This is a genomic window from Mycobacterium adipatum, from assembly GCF_001644575.1.
GTDB classification, from domain to species: Bacteria; Actinomycetota; Actinomycetes; order Mycobacteriales; family Mycobacteriaceae; genus Mycobacterium; species Mycobacterium adipatum.
Genome location: NZ_CP015596.1, coordinates 648,966 through 671,775, shown reverse-complemented (window position 1 = coordinate 671,775; position 22,810 = coordinate 648,966). Strand labels below are relative to the sequence as shown.

The 22,810-nt window shown below is 63.3% G+C and carries 16 protein-coding genes; 4 read left to right on the top strand and 12 right to left on the bottom strand.

The features are described 5' to 3' along the window. Positions 1 to 787 precede the first annotated feature (787 nt). Positions 788 to 4,438 carry a hypothetical protein gene (locus tag A7U43_RS03020; protein ID WP_067990948.1) on the top strand — a complete coding sequence of 1,217 codons (3,651 nt, stop codon included), beginning with the start codon at positions 788 to 790 and terminating at the stop codon, positions 4,436 to 4,438. Positions 4,439 to 4,519: 81 nt separating this feature from the next. Here the strand turns inward: A7U43_RS03020 and A7U43_RS03015 are convergent, their stop codons facing one another. The 12 genes from A7U43_RS03015 to A7U43_RS02970 all read right to left on the bottom strand — a co-directional run bounded on the left by A7U43_RS03015 (position 4,520) and on the right by A7U43_RS02970 (position 20,233). After that, positions 4,520 to 6,712, bottom strand: coding sequence for a KAP family P-loop NTPase fold protein (locus A7U43_RS03015; RefSeq protein WP_197499949.1), 2,193 nt, complete (start codon positions 6,710 to 6,712; stop codon positions 4,520 to 4,522). A gap of 683 nt (positions 6,713 to 7,395) precedes the next feature. Further along, complete coding sequence (locus A7U43_RS29580; RefSeq protein WP_156525824.1) at positions 7,396 to 8,271, bottom strand: SMODS domain-containing nucleotidyltransferase; 876 nt, start codon at positions 8,269 to 8,271, stop codon at positions 7,396 to 7,398. Further along, positions 8,271 to 9,197 carry an S-4TM family putative pore-forming effector gene (locus A7U43_RS03010; protein WP_067990944.1) on the bottom strand — a complete coding sequence of 309 codons (927 nt, stop codon included), beginning with the start codon at positions 9,195 to 9,197 and terminating at the stop codon, positions 8,271 to 8,273. The genes A7U43_RS29580 and A7U43_RS03010 overlap by 1 nt, the downstream gene beginning before the upstream one ends. A 10-nt stretch (positions 9,198 to 9,207) precedes the next feature. Further along, a complete protein-coding gene (locus A7U43_RS29575) occupies positions 9,208 to 10,035 on the bottom strand; it encodes a nucleotidyltransferase domain-containing protein (RefSeq protein WP_197499948.1) in 828 nt (275 codons plus the stop codon). A gap of 336 nt (positions 10,036 to 10,371) precedes the next feature. Beyond that, positions 10,372 to 13,461, bottom strand: coding sequence for a replicative DNA helicase (locus A7U43_RS03005; protein ID WP_068001760.1), 3,090 nt, complete (start codon positions 13,459 to 13,461; stop codon positions 10,372 to 10,374). A 474-nt stretch (positions 13,462 to 13,935) separates the two neighbouring features. Next, positions 13,936 to 14,391 (bottom strand): 50S ribosomal protein L9, encoded by a 456-nt coding sequence (gene rplI / locus A7U43_RS03000; RefSeq protein WP_067990943.1) that lies wholly within the window; start codon positions 14,389 to 14,391, stop codon positions 13,936 to 13,938. Between the two features lie 14 nt (positions 14,392 to 14,405). Continuing rightward, positions 14,406 to 14,666, bottom strand: coding sequence for a 30S ribosomal protein S18 (gene rpsR, locus A7U43_RS02995; protein WP_057169210.1), 261 nt, complete (start codon positions 14,664 to 14,666; stop codon positions 14,406 to 14,408). Positions 14,667 to 14,704: 38 nt separating this feature from the next. Further along, a complete protein-coding gene (locus A7U43_RS02990) occupies positions 14,705 to 15,223 on the bottom strand; it encodes a single-stranded DNA-binding protein (protein ID WP_067990941.1) in 519 nt (172 codons plus the stop codon). A 112-nt stretch (positions 15,224 to 15,335) separates the two neighbouring features. Continuing rightward, on the bottom strand, positions 15,336 to 15,626 hold the full coding sequence (rpsF, locus tag A7U43_RS02985; protein WP_057169208.1) for a 30S ribosomal protein S6: 291 nt from the start codon (positions 15,624 to 15,626) through the stop codon (positions 15,336 to 15,338). A gap of 83 nt (positions 15,627 to 15,709) precedes the next feature. Beyond that, positions 15,710 to 17,287 (bottom strand): glycosyltransferase family 87 protein, encoded by a 1,578-nt coding sequence (locus tag A7U43_RS02980; RefSeq protein WP_082902358.1) that lies wholly within the window; start codon positions 17,285 to 17,287, stop codon positions 15,710 to 15,712. A gap of 71 nt (positions 17,288 to 17,358) precedes the next feature. Continuing rightward, entirely contained in the window at positions 17,359 to 19,809 is a 2,451-nt protein-coding gene (locus A7U43_RS02975) for a transglycosylase domain-containing protein (RefSeq protein ID WP_418287673.1), read from the bottom strand. After that, the gene (locus tag A7U43_RS02970; RefSeq protein ID WP_068001757.1) at positions 19,802 to 20,233 is read right to left on the bottom strand and encodes a DUF5318 family protein; all 432 of its coding nucleotides are present in this window, start codon (positions 20,231 to 20,233) and stop codon (positions 19,802 to 19,804) included. Before A7U43_RS02970 ends, A7U43_RS02975 begins: the two co-directional genes overlap by 8 nt. 81 nt (positions 20,234 to 20,314) lie before the next feature. Between A7U43_RS02970 and A7U43_RS02965 the strand changes: the two genes are divergently transcribed. The 3 genes from A7U43_RS02965 (at position 20,315) to A7U43_RS02955 (ending at position 22,801) form a co-directional block, all read left to right on the top strand. Continuing rightward, positions 20,315 to 21,193, top strand: a complete 879-nt coding sequence (locus A7U43_RS02965) for a DUF1707 SHOCT-like domain-containing protein (protein WP_197499947.1) — start codon at positions 20,315 to 20,317, stop codon at positions 21,191 to 21,193. A gap of 26 nt (positions 21,194 to 21,219) precedes the next feature. Further along, complete coding sequence (locus A7U43_RS02960; RefSeq protein ID WP_067990930.1) at positions 21,220 to 22,089, top strand: DUF1707 SHOCT-like domain-containing protein; 870 nt, start codon at positions 21,220 to 21,222, stop codon at positions 22,087 to 22,089. A 163-nt stretch (positions 22,090 to 22,252) separates the two neighbouring features. Beyond that, positions 22,253 to 22,801, top strand: coding sequence for a PadR family transcriptional regulator (locus tag A7U43_RS02955; protein WP_067990927.1), 549 nt, complete (start codon positions 22,253 to 22,255; stop codon positions 22,799 to 22,801). Positions 22,802 to 22,810: the final 9 nt, after the last annotated feature.

Genomic DNA, 22,810 nt, shown 5'->3' with positions numbered 1-22,810 from the left:
TTTCGCAACCGTGAGAATGTTGCCGCGACAGGAGGCATTCTCAGTGCTGAGAATCAGTCGCCTGCAGAGCGATCTGCAGGCGCTCCGATCGCGCCGCTGCGGCATGTCTCAGACTTTTAGAATCGCACCTGTGCGCAGACAGAAGCGGTGCAGCAGGCACGCGGACGGCGTTTACCCGGTGTCGGTGGTCGTTGCTACGCAATAGGTAGTGCGTGATCCTGGATCGGTGCGCGGCGCTCACGCCGAAGAGGACTCGATCGAAGGTGGTGTCAGTGTTGGATGAGCACCGGGAGGTCTCGCGTCGAGAGTTGACGGTGCACGCAGCCCGCCGAAGCACCGAACTTGAGGGCTCACAAAGCACTGATGCCCCCCGACCAAGATAACTACGCCCGAGGCACCGTCAGCGCTGCCGAGATGCTCGGCCGCGTTCGCAGCCCGACATATCGGCCGGTAGGAACGGTTGCTGCAACCGTTCAGTTTGGCAACGTGTACCGCAACCAACTTTCCCCAGCGCAACCACACATTAGTGCAGCACCAGCAGACGACCTAATGTCGTGCGCAGGAATCTGCTGCGACCAGAAGCTAGCGGTTCGGCGACAGCGGCACGCCTGCGAAATTGCTGACCAGACCGACGCGAGCGAATACCCTGGCGTCCGAGCCCGGCTGTTTACCGGCTCAATGTGCGCGGTGATCAGACCCGCCTACGTTAGCAATGCCAACTGGAACTCTCAGTGACCCGGCCGCAGCCACCGCGCTACACAGCAGCAGAGTCATAGAGAATCGGATTGTGGATCCGTTTGCACTGTGGCTTATCGGTAACGCCATCGCACCTGACGCGTACCAACGAGCGATTAACTTCGTGTTTTCTGACGACGCCGAGAAGAGACTCGGCGACCACATACGGAGCGAAGTAGGCCGCTTTCCGCGTCGTGCCTTCAAGACGTGGTTCCGCGACGGTGACACTTGGCGGGAGCTCATCGCCGGTGGTGCGCAATTCTACGAATCGCTGGTGACGCGACTGGTCGACTATTCCAGCGCAACACGGTTTAGTCGGCGCATTAGCCGCGAGGAGGCTCAGAAAATAGTGCAGGTCGCGGCACGGTCTCTGATGGCGAGTTTAGACGCTTCAGAGGCCGTTGGGGTTGCCGACCATCGCGCCTCACGGCGTCACGTCGAGGCGGAGGCGAACGCCGAGAGTCGGCTGTCTCAACTCATCAGCTTTCTCAAGACATGCTTTGAGGACCTCGAACGCGCCTTCACACAGCCCGACGACTTCGAAGCCGCGTTGCTCACCCTCCCGGCGCTCTCCAGGCCTCCCCTGAAACGGTTGGGGCCAAGCAGGGACAGCAGTTACCTCCTCAAGCTGGCAACACAGCAAGACCCGCACAAAGCGCTGTTACAGATGGCGACAGAGCCGCCCCAGTGGTTAGGTGAAGCGCCCTTCACGACGCTGGTTGCCGCCGCCGAGTTGTGCCGGTGCTACGGAGTCCAGCGTGGTGCTGGACGCTTCTTCGAAACGGCGGCAGGTCGATCCGACGATAGCGGCTACCTCTACTCGCGTGCCGCCTTGGAGTACGCAGGCACCGGCGACCAGGTTTCGTCTGACCGGTGCAGGGAAGCTGCTCAGACTTCGTCCGCGGCGGATCGCAGTGTTGACGTCATTGCGGCCGTCTTATCGGACGATCCAGAACGCGTTCTGGAGCTGCTGCCGACGAACGACGCACTTTCAGATCCGTTCCTCCTCGGCTTCCGCCTACACGCCCTCAACCGGTTGCACCGTCTCGACGAGCTGGTAATTCTCCTTTCCTCCGCGGTAGATCGGTACCCAGAGGTCGCGGGCCTGCAGATTGAGCTTGCCAGGGCGTACTTGGTGATAAGCCGCGAGACGACCACATCCGGTGCTCACGCGTTCAAGGCCGATGCATTCGAACTGGCACTTCGAGCCCGCGAACTGCTGCGACGATTCCGAGTCAACGCAGGGGACGCAGTGGAGATGGCCTGCCAAGCGGCCATCATGATGGGGCAGTATTCGACGGCGATCCGGCTTGGGAGTGCTCCTCCTGAAGGCGACGCGACTGCGCACGAGGCTGACCGAACCGAGGTACGACTGCTCGTTGCGCAGGCAGCTGTCGCTGAGGGCCGACCGGCGCTCGCACGTTCCACGATCCCTGCAATGCCGGCGAGCTTCGCGCGAGATGTCGTTCATGCCGACCTACTACATCAGCAGGGCGCCCCAATGACCGAGCTCCAGGCTGCTTACGACCGTGTATGGGAGAGTGCCAGTAGTCCAGACCAGCTCACTCTCTACTGGGTCAACGCAGCGACCGTCGGGGTGCAGCTTCGAGGGCTCGCGGAACTGGCGCTTCGGACCGACGACACGCCCCTTCTTGTTGAGGCGCAGAAGCTTGTTGCCGAAGACAAGCACACGGCGGCGATCCCACTCTTGCGGCGTGCAAAGCAGACGCAGCTTTCATCAAACCTGCTAGTAGAAGCGCTCATCAACGCCGGCGATATTCGAAGTGCCGCTGAGCAGCTCCGTCTCGCCGCCGACCGCTTCGACGACCACACCTTCAACCTTCAGGCGGTCCGCCTGCTGGTCAATCACGAGCACTTCTCAGACGCGGCCGACCTCGCTGGCGAGGTACTGCATGGGGTGCCTGCATCATCGACAGATGATCGCGCCTACCTCCACGCTGTACGTGTGGAGGCGGCAGGTGTTGCCCGCTCATGGCGCGAGATGGTCACGCGGTGCCGCGCGTGGATCACCGATCTAGGCCGTACCTCGACGAACCGATGGCACCTTGCATCCGCCCTGAACAACTGCGGGGAAGTCGCGAAAGCGTGGCACGTTCTGGCAGACGCTCCCGCGCTCACACCCACGACCGTCGCTCAGGCACGCTTATGGACCTTCCTCGCAGCCAGAAACATTCCCGGGCCAGAAACCGCCGCTGAAATCCTCCGGCTTACCGCCGCGTATCCCGATGACACCGAACTCGCCTCGGTCGCGATCGGTGGATTTTATCTCCAGGGTGACGAGCCCTGGGGCGACCTCCCTCCCGACACGATTCGTCGGATGCAGGCCTTAGTCTCCCAGCATTCCGTCGAATACGGCTCCGGAGGGAACGCACCAGCTCAAGTGGTGCGTGGGACACCGGCAGAAATGTTCGAACAACTCAGACCCGAGCTGCATGCCCGAGCGGCCGCCATCGCTGACGAGGCCGAAAACGTCGCCAAACACGGGCTACCCTACGGTCTTCTAGCAGCCAGGGCAGGAACGTACTACAGCCAATCACTGCTCGCGCGCGCGGCAGGTTGCCTGCCCATCGCGGCTCCGGACGATGAACAGCTGGAGCGCGAAATAGAAACGGCAACAGGTAGTTTAAACCGACCCGCCGTTATTGACCTGAGTTCGCTGCTGCTCGGCTCCTACATACCCGAGATGTGGCCCGCTCTCCGATCCGGCTTTCCTCGATTGGAGGTCACTCAAGCGGCACTCAATGACCTCACCTCCACAGCAACGCGCCTTCGCCTAGCTTCGTTAGCGACCCTGGGTTACGAACCCACCACCGACGACGTTCGTCTGCATCGGCCCGACCCCGGTGAGGAACTCATGCGGGACCGGTCGGAGTGGTGCCTCGGTGAGGCAAATCAATTGGCGGCTCGTGACTGGCCGCAGTTCCAGGCACTCGAAGGCAATCCTGATCAAGTGCACCTGGCGTGGCTGGGATCGCTCGATATGGCGAGTGTTCGCGAACTCCCCCTGTACTGTGACGATCTCGGGCTCCGCGTCTTCGCGCAAGGCCACTCAGTCCCGACCTTCGGAACAGTCGCACTCCTCATTGCTCTCGAACGGCAAGCGCTCATCGACCAACCTTCGGCGCAGCGTTGCCTCTGGGCACTCCGCGACGCCTACGCCGTTGACCTCCCCGTGGACACCGAATGGCTCCGTTTCACTGCCCTTTCGACCCATTGGGCACCGACGGCAGTCGCGTTTCATTTCACCCGCGCTGCGGCGTGGGCCGACAATAAGCAAGCCACCCAGGTATGGACCGAACTCGTCGCCGGGGCCGCCTTCGCGAATCCCCCCTTGGTTGCGGCATGGGTGGAAGCGGCGGCTCTCGGACTGATCGCCGCAGCCCACGACCCCACGAGAATCCACACAGCGATCGCGGGGTTCGCCGCGACAGCGATTGCCTTTACGAACTTCGACGCCCAAGTACTCGCTGCATGCGCATCGACGGCGCGGACAGTCGCCCACGGCGACGGTGTTCCCAACCCAGTGCCGACACTATGTGCGCTCCTCCACCAAGAACTCACGAAGGCTGTGGGAACCGACGAAGCTGCGAGGCTCCTCTTAAGTCCCTACCTTGATGTCGAGGACCAAGCTGTCATGCGTGACCTTGTCCTCGGCGTGCGAAGTGGCCTCTATTCATCTTAGGTTCCGTGTAGAGGCCGAGCACGTTTGCACTTGGAGCACCCGACGTAGCTACAAGCACAAACCTACAACGAGGAAGACTCTCTAGTCTTCCTTCTCGTACGCGACGCTATCCGCGTTAACGCCCCCTCCGACTGCCTCTTTCAGAATCGTCTGCGCGAATCTGATGCGGTCCGGCAACGAACCATCCGCCAGGTACTCACCGTGCGAGATCTCATCCGGATTCATCTCCAGACGCCACTCGCCGAGTGGTACCACGCTGGCAAATGCTTGCGACATGAGAATGTAGGGGTCGCCTGATTCGAAGTGGGGCTGTGGCAGGCGAAGGAACCTACCGGCCAGCCCCGGCACTGACGTGCGCCCCTCTGCCAGTTCTTGTGCTGCGAAGCGACGCAGTCGATCTAGCAAGTCATCGTCGAGAAATCCGGCAAAGCGGAGTAGCGTCGGCGCGTCGGGATTATCTGAACTGACGTCACGCATCAGATCACGCATGCACGCTGCTAGGACCTCGTCTCGGACACTTTGGCTCGCTAGAATCATGGCGGAGTCGGTGCCAGCGTCACGACGCCCAAACTCGGCCAGGGTATGCGCGGTCGGGATCAAGCCAAATTCTTGCCTAAATCTGTTCACGAAGCTCTGTGATCGCGCGACGTCGTCGACAGACTTGACGGCACGCTCCAGGAACAGCGCCACAACAGGCAGCCAGTTTGATAGCGCTGGAATGTCGATGAGAACGAAGCCGCCCAACGCCAAGGCTGCAGCGAAAGCCGTCTCTGGGGTTGCCTTGTCGATCATGCCGAGATTGCGCCGCGCTTTCCCCAGCACGGGAGACCACCGATCGCGCTGCGTCAAAGCCGCCGTGATCGCCGATTCTGGTTGGAGTTCACCTGTTTTGCAGAGCGTTTCGAACTCTGCCCGAACCTGAGAGTCTGATACGTCTCCCACTGGTATGCCGAGCGTGAAATACCGCGGGAAGTACTCGCTTTGGCAGACCCGGCATCCATCTGGGTCTGACGACATCACCAAATTGCGTACGCGCGGGAAGGATGCACTCAGGAGCTGGTAAAGGTCTTCGACGATGGGCTCGGTTCCACTGCGGTTCACCGCGGTGGTGATCCGCCCCTTCCAGTCCACAGAATCATGGGACGAGAACGACAGTCTCGCCGCTCCAGTTAAATCGCTTCTCCAGATAGGTAGCTGATGATAAAGATCTCGGTAGTAGAGTCGAAGGAAGGTGAGAAGGACGGCGTCGACGAAGTCCACCTCACGCGGACCCACCAGCGTCAGGAAGATGTCGACCTGACTCGCGAGCCGATTAACGGCTCTCAGCGTCAAGCTAGCGCGCTGAGCTTTCGGTATGGACTCAATAATAGTTTGTAGCGGACCCGCCGGGCGATCCTCGTCGCGAGGGTCCAATGAAACATCATGCACGCCAGCAACTTCTGTGAGTGAACGCAAAATATGCTCGCGAAGTTGCACCTCCTGGATTGGCGGCAGAACGAACGGATACTGAATAATCTTCTCAAGATACGCAGCGGCCCTTTCGCGGTTCCCCTTGGCGATGTCAGAACTCTCAAGAACATCGAGAATCGTTGTCTCGTCGTACGAAAGGACGTAGTGCACACAGTCGAAGCGGCCCAGCAGTCGCACTGCTTTAAACAGCGATAGCAGCTCGTCAACATGGAGACGATCAACGTCGTCGACCATCACCAACACGTTGCGTTCTGCCGCACGGATCGCTTGAGAAACTTTCATAAACCTGGTGACGAACGCATCGTCGTTGAAGCGGAACTCCCCTGCAGCATCGGCCATTGAACCGACTGCGGCGTCAGCGATATCTGCGGAGGCACCTTCACCCACGTACTTGTCGATTAGGGCCCGCCCTACCGCCTTTCCGACGGCTACCCCTACCGGCGCCATCGCCCGCAGCTTCCGCGCCGCAGTTCTTCCCGGTTCAGTGTCAGGCATTGCGCCCGCCACAGAGCTATAAAACTCGTCGAAAAGAGTGCCTATGTCGGTGGCAGACCAAGGAGTTAACCGCGCAATAGCCCATTCATCATCAAACTTCTCCTCGAAGCATTCCTGGATCATGTTTAGCGTTGAAGACTTGCCCGAGCCCCAGGGTCCTGCGAGACCGAAGACAACGCTGGGCCCGGCGCCAGCTCCTGTCATTCGGTGGGCGATTCGCTCAGCGAAGTTTCGGCGATCCAACTCGTCTTGTACTCGCGAGACGATTTCCTCGTCGGTATTAGTTCGATGTTCTACTCTGCCCGACATGCGTTCATCGTGACACACCGTCCTCTCTTCAAGGAGACACGTGCACCAGAACATCGGCGACGGATGTGGCGCCGAGTTCTCACCTGATCAGATGTATCTGCACGTGATCGGCGCCGGCGCGAGATGTGCACGGAGCACAGCTACCTCGGCAACGTCACCGTGAACGGCCAATGCATTGATGAGGCGGTCGCTGCCGTCACCGGTGCGCAACTTCAGATTACGCCGACGAGAACGGCCACGCCCGCCGCCCGAGAGCTACACCAGTGCAACCGGATTCAGGCTCGGCTCCTAGGTCGCGACGCAACGGCAGAGCCGCGCGAAGGAATCGTTGGCCGAAGAGCGCTGGAAACGGCTGGGCACTCTGCCCGGGCGGGACTGGAAGCCGCGATCTTGTCTGACTGGATGAACGGGATAGGGGCAGCGACGTCTTGTAGCGACGCCGGACCAGCAGCCGAACGGATGTTGTTGCGAGCAGCACAGTATCAACTGGCATCGGCGGCGCCCACCGGCCAGTTTCGACGTCCACAATGTCGACGGCAGCACCCGGGCCCCGGCTACTGGAACTCCGGCAAGGCGACGTCATCGCCACCGGGACCACTCAGAGACTTGCAAAGTTGCTCGGTAGCGCTGGCGTCCGCCCGCGCTCACCGGCGTCGCGCGGTGCGAAGGATGTAGCGTTCGTCCTACCCGAAGGACGGGAACTCGCTACCAAAGACTATCCGCCAGAGCCGTACTGCCTCTTTGTGATCACCATCAGCTTCAGCTGCGTTGGCGTTAACTGCCCTTGTTCTCGACGCTTCCAGATTCGAAAGCACTGACGCGCGATTTGCCAGCGTCAGGTAGCTCGACAGGTCGCCTCCATGACCGGCCGGATCAGCAACCGTCAGATTGTACTGAGCCCACTGGAAGAATTTCTCGCAAGCGTCACGTGAATCGCCGCTTAAGCTAGAAAACAACGTTGCGATCATGACTTCTAAATGAAACCCCTTCAAGTACTTGCTGTGCACATTATTCCAACGCTTCAGCATGCGCACCATTGGCTTCAGTCGATAGTCAAGATCTTTGTGACGTTGGGCTATCCATGCACTGTGAGCGTAGGGATCCGTCGTCAACCACCCGCCGGAGCCATTTGGTAGGCCGTAACCTCCGCTCGACCACTTGAAGACGGGAGCAATGTCTACGTGCGGCTGCGACTTGTAGAATAGGCGCACGGCTTGACCTCTTGCGCCGACAACCTCAACTTTGTAGTTGCTAATTGCATCTCGTACCCGGTAAAGAAACTTCTGTGAGTCGTAGCGGTAGATTTTGTTGAAGATGTCATCTTTATTCGTGAACACTGCCAACACATCGACATCATCGAGCGGTCGTATTATCGTGTCCCTTCCGGCCGAGCCCATTAAGTACGATGACGCGAGTGGCAGATCGCTTGTGGTCGGAAAAGCGTCACCAAGATAACTAGCGGCCGATGATCGGCGTCCTTTAACAAGGTCTTTCTGCGCATCGGTTAACCGCAGTTTTTCCTTGAATTCGTTAAAAGCCTGGACAGTGGTCGCGGCCATCAGGAACGGCCATCCTTCGCGCGGGCGCTCAGTTGGCGAGCGGCTGCATGCATCGCACGTTCGTTAATCTTTCGCCGGATCTTATAAAGCATGTCAGGAACCTCCGGCGCAGAACGACGGAGGTCGAACAGCCTTTCCTGCCAAACCAAAAGGTTCTGGCCGTCGACCGCACCCGCGACACGGCTCAGGTGACTCTCGATTATCTTAGCCAAATCTCGGCGTTCTCCTGCGGATTTCCATACACCAAGGTCATATTGAATTACGTCGAGCAACGCCGGCAGCAGTGGGATTACTACCCCTAGAAGAAAAGTCGTCGCAGACACATCTGACAGAAGGCTCACGACGGAGACGATCACCACCCACAATGCCGTCGCTACACCCCAGACGATCGCGGTCGAGCGGAGCAAGCTGTCTGCATAGGAGGCATTGGCGCGTTGCGCAACTGCGACGGACACGGCGCCAGAGTCTGTCGCGTCAAGCGGATACCAGTCAAGCAACTTTTCCCGTTTGGCGGTCTCAACTATTTTATCGCTGGGCCCGACGATTTTGGCGATGTCTTCCAGTGACGGCATGCTCGAACGCTCTTTGTTATCAGGCATATCGAACACAAAGATGTCGAACTGCTCCTGCACTGTCGCCGCCTTCGTGGTCAACGAGTTCTGGATAAGCACAAGCAGTGTCCGACCAAGAAAGAGCCACAAGCTGGCTGCAGCTCCAACGTAAAGCGCGGATGAACCCCAGAAAAGTGCCAGCACAGGGGCACCTACGCCGATGAATAACATACCGGTCCACCGTAGTGCGAGCCATCGCTTTGCCCGACTATACAATTTTCTTTGGGCGATCAAAAGGCGGAGTGAATCAACATCGTTCTGTCGGGCCAGGATCGTTGGCGTTGTCGGTGGCAGGTATTGCGGCTGATTGCGCATGCGTACTTTCTCACCTGTCGAAGAGCAGCTTCAACTGCGCGATGGCGCTCGGTTCATCGCCGTCGATTTGATAATCTTTCGCTTTCAGCGCTCTACCTACTGCAGTGTCGAGTTTAATTAGAGCGGCCACTCGGTTCGCTTCCGACGAGCAAGCCCCGAAGCGGGAACCTAGCCCAGTGGGATCATTTAAAGAAGCCAAGCCAGCATCGCGCATCTTTTTTAGTGTCAAGTAAAGGTCCCAGAGCGGTACATACGAAGCCTCACCATCCATGTGCTGAGCTGTACGCATCTCGAGATAGCATGACGAAATCGGTACGTTTCGACGGTATTTCCATACTTTTACCTGGCGTGCCAGCCTTTTGACGGAGCCTTCATGCTTCGCATTTACTCGGGTGACGTAGACGTTATGTTCCCTGGGATGAGTCAGCATCCAACCGTCGGCCGGATTAGCTATCCAATACCCCGAGGCACTCGGGTATGCCGGCACTACCTCGACGTCGCCATCCTCGAATCTGCAGACGACCGCAGGCCGTCGGACTACCACATTGGTGCCGATGAAGCGTGCTTGCAGTTGTTCCTTTACCTTGTTCAACACCGTCCAAGGCGACTCGGGACGTCGCCCCGACAAAGACACCAAGTAGTCAGCGTCGCTGAACTGCCACACCCCTGTGCCGTGACGCAGCGATCCAATCTCGAACATGTCGTGTACGCCTAGATGGAGAGCCAAACGGGACTCGATGGCCGTACGATGCGTGCGGGCACCGTCGAACTGTGACGGAGTCGGTGTGTAAAGATCCGTCAGATCCGCCAACCACCCAGTTGCAGTTGCAGTTGCCATCGTGATCGATTCCACCCCCGTATACACACGCCACACGAACAAATCCGAACTGTATTGGCCACGTCTGACATTCGAATGTGGGTACGACGGTTGCCCGCTTGTACCGGGCACCGCTGTGGTCCAAGTGCGTCAGCGTGCGGCGGTTCTCGACGCCGGTATCCGGTCAACTCGCCGGTAGTAACGCCCCGAGCGGCCCGGACTGCGCCGGTGCCTAACGCGTGGTTGGTGGGAACGCTAGCTTTCACCAAATTCTCACTTTCATGTCCAATTGGACATCGAGTGGACATTTCACTTGAGAAATGGACATCAAACTTGAGAAGCCACAGCTCCCAGCGCCTACCGCGCCATATTCGTAAACCGCGACAGGTGCAGCTGGTGCGCCACGGTGATATTCGCGGTGGGGCCGTTGCGGTGCTTGCCGAGGATGATGTCGGCCTCGCCACCGCGCGGGTCCTCCCGGTCGAAGGCGTCCGGGCGGTGCAACAGCATGACCATATCGGCATCTTGCTCGAGGCTGTTATGCAGGCTAACTAAATTGGCCACAAAGTTATGGGTTCCAGCGACTGTTCCGTCGTAAACATCCTGCGCTCCAACGCTTTCGATCGCGACAATCGAATCCCAGTAGACGTGGTTCGTTGCAAGCTCCTGCAGTTCACGATCGTCCAGCAGCGTCGCGGCGCGCTGCAATCGCTTACGGCTGACCGAGTGCTTCCACATCGTGGACCCACAAAACTTGATTCCCATCGCAGCGGCGAATTCTCGATGGGTCATCTGTTTACGCACGAGCGTCTCTTGGACTTTGGTCCAAACCTCTTTGGGCACGGTGTCCAAAGAGGGGTGCGGAGCGATGTCCTGCAGCTTGCTGAAGACCTCCCTGGCGGCGAAGAACTTGGCGCCATGTGCATCGATGAGCCGCAAGAATCGCCGTTGACTTTCGACGCCTTGGACCTGCAGGTGCCAGCTGTCGCGATATCCAGCTTTTCTCGCCTTGTAGATTCGGCCGTAGATTCCCATCCGCAGCAACAAGAGTGCCACGTCATCGATAAGACGTCGGCTCGTAGACGCATAGTAGATGCGGCCCTGGCCGAACTTCGCGTCCCAGCGCACCGACCCATCGGTGGCCCACAGGTGCTGCAGGAATACCGCGATCTGGTCATTCGGCAGCGCGAAAATTTCCTGCGGCACGAACTTCTCGTAGCTGCGCTTGCCGAACAGACCCAGCTTGTCCAGCCAGGCCGCGATCGGGTTCCGCTTGCCGTGGGTCAAGCGGTACGGTGCCGGCATCCGCAACGTCGTCACCCGCGCCGCCGGATACTCGTCGCGCACTGCGGTGACTCCGAAGTGCTTGGCGGCCTTGGTGACCGCCAGCAGGTTCTGTTCATCGATGCTGGCATAGCGGATCGGCTGGCGCTTCACGCAGGAGCCATCGCCGATCATATGGGCGAGCATGATGATCTCGGACTCGTCCATGCGCTCGGTATGTACCGGCTCCGGCACTCGACGCGGCGCAGCGACTCGGGCACCAACTGCCAACTCACCCAGCGGGATCCACCCATCGATCGTGTGGAATGGGTGGTTCGCAGTCGCCTCGACGACGCGCCCAGAGGCCAACCTGACCCTAAAAACTTCCTTGTGCCCACTGGGGAACACGTTGGTCATCGGCCGGGCGACCATGCGCTTGCGCTCATCCAGTGACCACACCAGCGGGCGCTCGCCGGTGGCCATCAGCTCACCGAAGGTGACCTCGGCGCCGTTGTCGGCCCGCAGGATTCGCGTGTTGGCGGTCATGCAGCCGGATTCACGAAGGTCGGAGACCTGTGGCCGCTTGTCGGTGCGCTGCTCTGGTCCGCGGTTCAGCTGGCTGATCGCGACCACCGGCACGTGCAGTTCCTTGGCCATCAGCTTGAGGCTTCGAGAGAAGTCCGAGACTTCCTGCTGGCGCGAATCGTATTTCTTACCCGAGCTCATCAGCTGCAGGTAGTCGACGACGATGAGCTGCAGATCGGCCTTCTTCTTCAGCCGTCGCGCCTTGGCCCGGATCTCCATCATGGTCAGGTTCGGCGAATCGTCGATGTAGAGCGGCGCTTCGCTGATCTCGCTCATCCGGCGTGCCAGCCGCGTCCAGTCGTCATCGTTCATCCGGCCCGCCCGCATATCGCCGAGCTTGATGTTCGCCTCGGCCGAGAGCAGGCGCATGACGATCTCGGACTTGCTCATTTCCAGCGAAAAGATGACGCTGGCCTGCCGATGCTTGATCGAGCAGGACCGCATGAAGTCCAGGCCGAGGGTCGAGTTGTGCGTCGGCACCATGCCGCGACCGGCCAGGTACAGGTGGCGGTGGTTGTCCACCTCCACACAACGCACCGCGACACTGTCCACGCGGCGCACCTCGACGATCTGCAGCGGCGGCGCCAGCACCATTGCGGTGCCGTGCGCCGAGGCCACCGGCGCGCCGGCCGGGGCGACGCTGTCCAGCCCACTGCGCAGCTGCGTCGTGGTGCGCACCCCGTAGCCGGTCGGCCACTGGTGCTGCGCGTCGGCGACGATCACGGTGCCGTCGGAGAACTCGACCTCGTAGCAGGGCCGGCCGAGCAGGATGCCGCTCTCGGCCACGACGCGGGTCGGCTCACCGTCGGCGCCCAGCAGCTCATCGCCCACCGAGACGTCGCCCATGGTGGTCCAGCCGGTCGGCGTCGGCAGCGGGGTGTCCAGCGCCAGCGCCTTCCCCACGCCGGGCCGCGCGGCGATGATGATCATCTGCCCGCCGTGCAGACCGTTGGTGATCTCGTCGAGGTCGACGAATCCGGTCGGGATCCCGCGCGAGATGCCGCCCGAGGACGCGATGGCGTCGATTTCGTCCATGGTGGGCTGCAGCAGATCTTCCAGCGCGACGAAGTCCTCGGATTGCCGGCGATCGGAGACGTCGTAGATCTCGGCCTGCGCGCGGTCGACGATGTCGTGCACATCGGCGCCGTCGGCACCGGCGTAGCCGTACTGCACCACGCGGGTGCCGGCCTCCACCAGCCGGCGCAGCAGCGCCTTCTCCGCCACGATGGTGGCGTAGTACCCGGCGTTGGCCGCCGTGGGCACGGTGGAGATCAAGGTGTGCAGGTACGGCGCACCGCCGACCCGGCGCAGCAGCCCGCGCCGGTCGAGATCGGCGGCGACGGTCACGGCATCGGCCGGCTCCCCGCGGTCGTAGAGATCGAGAATCGTCTCCGCGACATCCTGGTGCGCGGGGCGGTAAAAGTCGCTGGGCCGCATCTTCTCCAGGACGTCGGCGATCGCGTCCTTGGAGAGCAGCATGCCGCCCAACACGGCCTGCTCGGCGGCCATGTCCTGGGGCGGCTGGCGCCCGATGTCCTCGCGGGGCGGCTCATCGATTCCCGGGTCACCGGAATGACTGAAATCGTCTACGACAGCCACGAAGCGCTCCACCTCCCCCTTCTGAAACGAGACGAACGCATGTTCGATCAGCTCTGTCATGACAGTACCGAGCGGCACTGACACGTCTCGGCACGGTCAGTCGCGACGGCAAACGTAAGGCTTTGCTACAGCCCGTGCAACCGGACCCTGTTAGCGAACCTGTGGATGGCGTGTGCACAGCTTCGGTCAGCGGTGTTGACGCCTTGTGGAAAACCTGTGCACAAAGTTCGAGTTTCGAGAACTCGGTGCAGGTAGGACGCTGCTTCCCGCTATCTGACGCTGTGGACACTAACTGGCACGGCGTGTCGGGCCGGGTTGCGCATCCGGGCGTGTTGGATTGCGTTTTGAAGCCGAACAGGTTAACAGCCGGTAGACGTTGCTGTGGGCGAGTTGCGGCAACAAGTTCGCTGGCGGCACAGCAACGCCCGGGTGGGAAGCAACGTGCTTCCCACCCGGGCGTTTTACGAACTGTTGCTACTCGGCAGTGACGTTCAGCGCCACCGCGGCCGAGACGCCGGGGTGCAACTTCACGCTGATCTGGTAGGTGCCGGTGGCCTTGATGTGCGCCTTCGGCAGCTCGACGGTGCGCTTGTCGAGGTTCGGTCCGCCGGCCTTCTTGATGGCGGTGACGACCGAGTTCGGGGTGACCGAACCGAACAGCTTGCCGCTGTCGGCCGCGGCCTTCACCGGCAGCGCGACGGTGCCCAGACCCTCCAGCGCGTTCTTCAGCTCGTTGGCGTGCTCGACGCCGCGAACTTCCTTGACCTCGCGGGCCCGACGGATCTCCTCGGCCTGGCGCTCGGCGCCACGGCTGGCCACGATCGCCAGACCACGGGGCAGCAGGTAGTTACGGCCGTAGCCGTCCTTCACCTCTACCGAATCGCCGGCGATACCCAGGTGTTCCACCTCAGCGGTGAGAATCAGCTTCATGGTGTGTCTCTCCCCTACCGCGTCGACGAACCGAATGGCAGCAGAGCCACCTCGCGGGCATTCTTGACCGCGACGGCGACGTCGCGCTGGTGCTGGACACAGTTGCCGGTCACCCGACGGGCACGGATCTTGCCGCGCTCGCTGATGTAGGTCCGGAGCAGCCCGGTGTCCTTGTAATCGATGATCTGGTTCTTGCCCTTTTTGGAGCAGAACACGCACTTGCGGGTCTTGACCGGCTTTTCCGGTGCCGGCCGCCGCTTGTTGGTCTTGGCCATGGGTCAATCTCTTTCTTGAAACCTGCTGAAAATTCTTGTCAGAAGGGCGGTTCGTCGTCGCTGCCGCTGTAGGAACCGGCCGCCGGGGCGCTGCCCCACGGATCGTCCTTGGGCTGGGAGTCCGAGCCGCCGCCACGTGGCGCACCACCGCCGCTGTTACCACCGCCACCGAACCCGCCGCCTCCGCCGCCGCGGCTGGCCTTGTTGACCTTGGCCGTGGCGTAACGCAGCGAGGGGCCGATCTCGTCGACCTCGAGTTCCACAACGGTGCGCTTCTCACCCTCGCGGGTTTCGAAGGACCGCTGCTTGAGCCGGCCGGACACGATCACCCGCGAACCGCGGGTGAGGCTTTCGGCCACGTTCTCGGCCGCCTCACGCCAGATGTTGCAGCGGAGGAACAGCGCTTCGCCGTCCTTCCACTCATTGGTCTGGCGGTCGAACGTCCGCGGCGTGGAAGCCACGGTGAAGTTCGCAACCGCGGCACCGGACGGCGTGAAACGCAGTTCCGGGTCAGCGGTCAGGTTTCCGATAACAGTGATGACGGTGTCACCAGCCACGAGATCCTCCTGGGCGTGTAGTCAAAGCGGCGTATGCGTACAAGTGCAGTCGCAGGCGAGCCTACGGAACCGCACCGACGTACACATAGGTGTCGCCCCGACGCGAAACGGACTAGTGCTTGTCGGTCCGCATCACCTTGGTGCGCAGCACCGACTCGTTCAGATTGAGCTGGCGATCCAGCTCAGAGACGGTCGCGGGCTCAGCCTTCAGATCGACGACGGCGTAAATGCCCTCGGCGTGCTTGGCGATCTCGTAGGCCAGCCGGCGGCGGCCCCAGATATCGACCTTGTCGACACTGCCACCGTCCTTGCGGATGACGTTCAGGAACGTCTCCAGCGAGGGAGCTACGGTGCGCTCGTCAAGAGTGGGGTCAAGGATGACCATGACTTCGTATGGACGCATAAGGAACCCATCACCTCCTATGGTCGTTGCGGCCACGGCGTGTCCGTGGCAGGAGGGTCGCCTGCGTCGGCAACCGGGCTAGGTTACCGGAACGGGTGCTGATCTGCGAAATCGTCGCTCCGGGCATCCTCGGGTGGGGGCGCCGGCAGCGGGTCCGACTCGGTCGGCCGCAGCCACGTCGGCAGCCACCGCGGCGGGTTGTCCGGCGCCCGGTCGAACACCCCGCCGGACGGGTCGTCGATGCTGCCGTGATGGCGGACCAGGTCGAGTTCGGGCCGACGGATCTGGCGGACCACCAGCACGATCAGCGCCAGCACGGCGATATCGCGCAGTAACACCGTCGCGGTGAACCACTGCTCGGGCAGCCCCCGGTTCTGCTCGCCGTACAGGTAGAGCATCCGCGGCACCCACACCAGCGCGTCGATGGTCATCCAGGCCAGCAGAATGCGCCGGTGCGGCAGCGCCAGCACCGCCAGCGGCACCAGCCACAGCGAAAACTGCGGACTCCACACCTTGTTGGTCAACAGGAACGCCGCCACCACCAGGAAGGCCAGCTGGGCCAACCGCGGACGCTGCGGCGCCGTCAGCGCCAGATACGCGATACCCGCGCAGCAGGCCAGGAACAACAACGCGGTCACCGTGTTGGTGACCGTCGGTGGCTCCCAGAATCCCAACCCCGGGTCGAATCCCTGCCAGCCGGTGAACGACTTCACCACGTTGTAGATGGAGTCCATATCGTCACCGCGGCGGGAGTTCAGCCGGAAGAACTCCGACCATCCGCGCGGAAACAGCACCAGCACAGGCAGATTCACCAGCACCCAGACCAGCAACGCCGACCCAGCGGTCTTGGTGAACTCGCGCATCCGGCCGGTGCGCAACGCCAGCACCAGCAACGGGCCGAGCAGCAGCGCCGGATAGAGCTTGAGCGCCACCCCGATTCCGATCAGCGCTCCGGTCAGCACGGGTCGCCGTCGCGACCACGCCAGCATCGCCGCCGTCGCGCAGGCCACCGCCAGCGCGTCGAAGTTGGTGAATATCTGGAAGATCAGCAGCGGGGAGGCCGCCACCAGCGCGGCGTCCCAGATGCGCCGGCCGGCCAGCAGCGCGGTCGCCCAGACCGTCAGCAGCCAGGCCAGCGCCAGCCCGAACGCCGAGATGTTGAAGAACATCACCACCTCGGCCACCAGCGGCACCGACACCAGCGTGGTCAGCGCCGAGTAGGTCTTGGCCAGCGACATCGACAGGTACTGGTAGATGCCGGTCAGCACCGGGTATTCCATGTAGCGCACCGGCGGGCTGCCGTCGTACACGACATGCGGTTCGCCGTCGGCGTCCTTCTCGATCCAGCTGGACTTGTACGGAAACTTGCCCTGGTTCAACAGTTCTGCGGTGTACAGCGGCACCGTGTCCGAGTAGCACAGCGAGTAGTAGGCGCGCTGGTTCTCCCAATTGGCGACGCGCTGCGCCGCGGTGCCGCTGTCGGTGGACTGCAGGCAGGCCGCCTTGGTGGAGTACCCCAGCGCCAGGAAGACGACGCCGATCAACAGCATCACCCGCAGCGGCGTCCAGAACCGGGACCGCCCGATCATGGCGTGCCGACCGACCGGGCCGCCGATGGTCCCGGCGAGCGCCGCGCCGAGCGCGTCGTTGCGGCTGGGCATATCCCTGCCGTCGTCGCTGCGCCGATCTCCCGCGAGCGGCGCGGGTGAAACCGTACCCGCGTCGCGCTCGGTCACGGTGGCGGCGGGATCGGCGCGCCCGGGGGCGGCGGGGGTGCGTTGGGATCACCGGGCACCGGTGGCACCGGCGGGCCGACCGGCACCGTCGTCGGCGGACCCCAGGGGATGGTGATACCCGGCGCGATCTCCAGCGTCGGCTGGATCACCGTCTCCGACGGCGGCGGCGGGAGGGCCGGGTCCGGCGACGGCGGCGGTGGCGGTGCGGCGGGCGGGCCGGCGTAACCACCGATCTCGGTGGGCTTCGGGAACGTCTCGTTGTCGGTGCCCTCGAGGGCACCGTCCATGGTGGCCTTCCAGATGTCCGACGGCAGACCCGAGCCGTATACCGGGCCGCCCCACTGGTTGACCAACGGCTTGTCACCGCCGGTGGTGCCCACCCAGACCGCGGTGGACAGCGACGGGGTGAAGCCGACCATCCAGGCATCCCGGTTGGCCCCGGTGTCACCGAGCTGGTTGGTGCCGGTCTTGGCCGCCGACGGACGCCCGCCGGCCAGGTTGTGTCCGTTGGAGTACCCGGCGATCGGCGCCATCGCCGCGGTCACGTTGTCGGCGACCGCGGAATCGATACGCTGCTCACCCTCGTCGCCACCGTTGGCGGCGTCGAACAGCACATTGCCCTGGGAATCCTCCACCTTCTGCACGAAATGCGGGCGGTGGTAGACCCCGGAATTGGCCAGCGTGGCGTACGCGGAGGCCATGTCGATGACCCGGCTCTGGTACTGGCCGAGCACGATGCCGTTGTTGGGCGGCCCGCCCTGCCCGTCCTCGCTCAGGGTGTGCTCGACGCCCGGGAAGCTCTCGGCGATCCCGGCCTCGTGCGCGGCATCGGCCACATCCTGCGGCCCGTTCTGCAACTTGAGCATCAGCCGGTAGTAGCTGGTGTTGAGCGACCGCTTGAGCGCCTCGGCGATATTGCAGGTGCCGCAGCCGCCGCCCTCGACGTTGGTGATCTTGACGCCGTTGAGTTCCAGCGGGGAACTGTCGATGTTGTAGCCCAGCCCGATGCCCTGCTGCAGCGCCGCCACCAGAGCGAACACCTTGAACGAGGAGCCGGTCGGCAGACCCGCCTGGGCGAAGTCGAACCCATTGGCGTCGGAGCCGCCGTAGTAGGCCTTCACCCCGCCGGTGCGCGGATCGATGGACACCACCGCCGACCGCATGTCCGGGTCCTGGCCATCCAGCGTCTCCGCGACGGCCTCCTCGGCGGCCTTCTGCGCCTGCGGGTCGATGGTGGTGGTGATCTTCAGGCCCTCGGTGTTCAGGGTCTGCTCGGTGATGTCGAAGAGCTCGAGCAGCTCCTTGGTGACCTGCCGCTCGATCAGCCCGTTGGGTCCGGTGGTCTGGTTGGCGGTACTGGCGAAGTCGGGCGCCACGGTGGGCGGGAACACCTGCGCAGCCCGGTCGGCCGGCGACAACGCGCCGATCTCGACCATGCCGTCGAGCACCCAGTTCCACCGGTCGGCCGCGCCCTCCGGGTCGACGGCCGGATCCAGCGTGGACGGCCGCTGAATCAGCGCCGCCAGCAGCGCACCCTCGGCCACGTTGAGTTGTTCGACCGGCTTCCCGAAATACGCCTGCGCCGCCGCGGAGATGCCGTACGCGCCGCGGCCGAAATAGATGATGTTCAGATAGGACTCGAGCACCTGGTCCTTGGACCACTCCCCCGACATCTTGGTGGAGATGACGAGTTCCTTGGCCTTGCGCACCAGCCCGCCGATACCGGACCGTTCGTCGCCGACGAGCGCGTTCTTGACGTACTGCTGGGTGATCGTCGAGCCGCCCTGCAGACCGCCGCCGCCGCCGAACAGGTTGTTCAGGAAGGCCCGCGCAAACCCGGTGAACGAGAAACCCGGGTTGGAGTAGAAGTCGCGGTCTTCGGCGGCCATCACCGCGTTGCGCACCTGCACCGGAATCTGGTCGATCTTCACGTCGACCCGGTTCCCTTCGGGCGGAATGATTTTCGCGAGCTCGCTGCCGTCGCTGGCCAGAATGGTGGAGACCTGCGCGGTGCGGATGTCACCCGGTTTGGGCACATCGACGATCATGTAGGCCATTCCGAAGGTGATCATCGGCAGCGCCACGAACAGCACCAGCGCGGCATACAGCGCTCGGCGCACCCACTTCCACTGGAACTTGCCGGCCTTGGGCGGCCCGGCCCCCGGCGGCGGGGGCGGCCCGCCGGGCCCGCCCGGCGGCGGGGGTGTGGGAGGCCGGCGCGGCGGCCCGCCGTCGAGAGCGGCCTTGACGACATCGATGGGGTCGCGCAGGTGCGGCGCCACCTCGTGCCGCACCGGCGGGATCAGCGCGGTCTTACGGTCGTCGGGAACGCCACCCGTCGGCGGCTTGCGGTGCGCGGGCGGGTTCGGGCGGGAGGCACCCAAGCCAGCGGGCCGCGCGTCTCCGCCCTCGTCCGCTGACCTGCTCTGGCGCCCTTCGCTATTCACTGGCCGTACGCGCGCCGGAACGCGCCGTTCGAGTGCTCTTGGTGCGCGTCCCGTTCTTCGGGCGCGGCGTGCCGAGCACGTACGACTTGACCAGATGATTCCAACTGCAAGTGCGGCATACCTCCACCACATGGACGGCGAATTCGTCATAACGGGTTGCGAGCAGCACCAACTCCTCGGCCGTGCGCGCCGAACCCGACACCGCACCGAGATGCTCGCCGAACACCCAGGACACCAGCGTCAGCTGTTCCTTGCGGCAGATCGGGCACATCACCGAGCTGGTTTTCCCGTGGTACTTGGCGGCGCGCAGCAGATAGGGATTGGCATCGCAGACTTCGGTGACACCGGTCCGCCCGGAGTACACCTCGGCCAGCAGGGACCGACGCCTCAGGGCGTAATCCACCACCTGTCGCTGCAGTCGCACGATCACCAGAGTACGTCGGCCCCTCAGCTACCGAGGCGCGACGGCAGCGGGATGACCGCAGAACTTCTACCATCATTCGTCGTGGCAGGACGGCAGACAGCACGAACACGGGCGCGTGACGCCGACCGCGACGCCACGTGCACGGCGTTGGACCGCGCGTTCAGCGAAGGCCAGCTCGAGATGGCCGAACACCGGCGCCGCATCGACGCCGCCATCCGGGCCGCCACCCTCGCCGAGCTGCACGAACTGCTCGACGACCTGCAGATCGACGATCCCCTGCCGCAGCCGCTCCCGCCCAAACAGCGTCGCCGCGGGATCGTCATTGCGGTGTCCGCCGGACTGGTGGCGCTGATCGCGGCCGTCGGCTGGGGTGTCGCGTCCGACTCGGACGCACCCGCGGAACCCTCGAGCGTCGCGGTGCCGGAAACGCCGGAGCCCCCGGCGGCGATCACCAAGGGCCCGCCGGCACCCGTGGACGACGTGCCGCCGGCCGTGCTGAAGCTGCCCAGGCACATGGACACTGTCGAGGGCATGACCGGGGTGCTCGACGAGATCCGCAAGCGCTTCGGCAGCACCATGGGCTATGAACTGGCCTTTCGGCCCGACCAGGCGTTTCTGTCGCTGCCCGATCCCGCCAGTGACACCCGCAAGCTGATCTACACCTATCGCGGGGGCTGGGGAAACCCGTCGTCCTCGCCCCGCTCCGATACCGACGACCTGGTCGATCTCAGTGCGATCGATATCGGTGCCACAGTCGCCGCGTGGCAATCGGCGCCGGCCACCCTGCAGATCGCGCCGGGCGATGTGCAGGACAGCTATCTCGACATCGACCACATCGCCGAGCCCGGCACGCCCGGCGCGTTGGAGACCCTGATCCGGGTCACCACTAAATCCGGGCTGGACGGGTTCATCTATCTGGACCCGGCCGGCGTCGTGAAACGCGTCGAAAACCCGAGCTGAGCTCCCGCGTCCTACGATCTTGTTCCGTGGCCACCCGACAGACGGCGAGCACCCGCGCAAAGGACTCCGACCGCGACGACACCTGCAAGGTGCTCGACAGCGCGCTCAGTGAGGGCCAGCTGTCCATGGAGGAACATCGGCAGCGGGTAGCCGCGGCGACCCGCGCGGCGACACTCGGTGATCTGCAGTCGCTGGTCTCCGATCTGCAGATCACGAGTTCCCCGGTCAAGCTGCCCCACCTCAAGCCGGAGCGCACCGCGGCCGTCATGAGCCCCCGCGCCGGGTGGGGTCTGCGCATCGCGACGGCCGCGGTCCTGGTGCTCTTCGGGATCGCGATCGGCTGGGGCCTGTACGGGAACACGTCATCTCCGTTCAGCTTCCAGACCGACCCCGGCGCCAAGGATGACGGGATTCCCGCCACGGTGCTCACCGCGCCGCGCCAGCTGCAGTCCCTGGGCGGCCTCAACGGGCTGTTCCAGCAGATGAAGCAGAAGTTCGGTGACACCTCGGGTTACGACCTGACGATCTTCGACGACTACGCATCCCTGGAACGGCCCGACCCGAACGAGCCGCGCCGGGTGCTGCGCTACAGCTACCGCGGCGGATGGGACGACCCCTCGGAGACCAGCGTCAGCAGCGATGCCCGCGTCGTCGACCTGGCCGCCTTCGATGTGCCCACCTTCGTCGGCCTGATCCGCGGCGCCCCGGAAACCCTCGGCATCGATCCGGCCGAGGTGAAGCAGATCCACATCAGCATCGGCCCGAACTCCGACACCACCGCACCGCCGGAGAGCATCGAGATCAGCGTCTACGTCTCGCCGCAGTTCGGGAACAGCGGTTACATCGAGTTCAACGGCGACGCCAGCGTCAAACGCATCAACTACCCCAGCCCCTGAAACGTTCATCTCCCGGACACCCCGGCGTCGCGTGCCGATCGTCGGGGTGTGCTGGCCAACTAGCGCCATATATATCGGCGCGATACACTTTGCCGAGGTGTTGGTCCGTCGTAGCGACCGACAAACGGATGCGGTCAGTAGATCGTACGGGGGAGGTGATTCGATGCTGGAGCTCGCCATTCTGGGACTTCTGCTGGAGTCGCCGATGCACGGCTACGAACTTCGCAAGCGCCTGACGGGGTTATTGGGCGCTTTCCGCGCTTTTTCCTACGGCTCGCTGTACCCGGCGCTGCGGCGTATGCAGGCCGACGGTCTCATCGTCGAGGACGCCGCACCGGACGGAACCCCCAAGATGCGCCGCGCCCGACGCGTCTATCAACTCAGCGACACCGGCAAGGCACGCTTCGCCGAACTGGTGGCCGACACCGGACCGCAGAACTACACCGACGACGGCTTCGGCGTGCACCTGGCGTTCTTCAACCGCACGCCCGCCGAGGCCAGGATGCGCATCCTGGAAGGCCGTCGCCGACAGGTGGAGGAACGCCGGGAGGGTCTGCGGGAGGCGGTCGCACGGGCCAGCACGTCGCTGGACCGCTACACGCGCCAACTGCACCAGCTGGGCCTGGAGTCCAGTGAGCGCGAAGTCAGATGGCTCAACGAACTGATCGCGGCCGAACGCGTCGCACAGGGCAACCCGGAAACACAGCCGTGAACATCACCG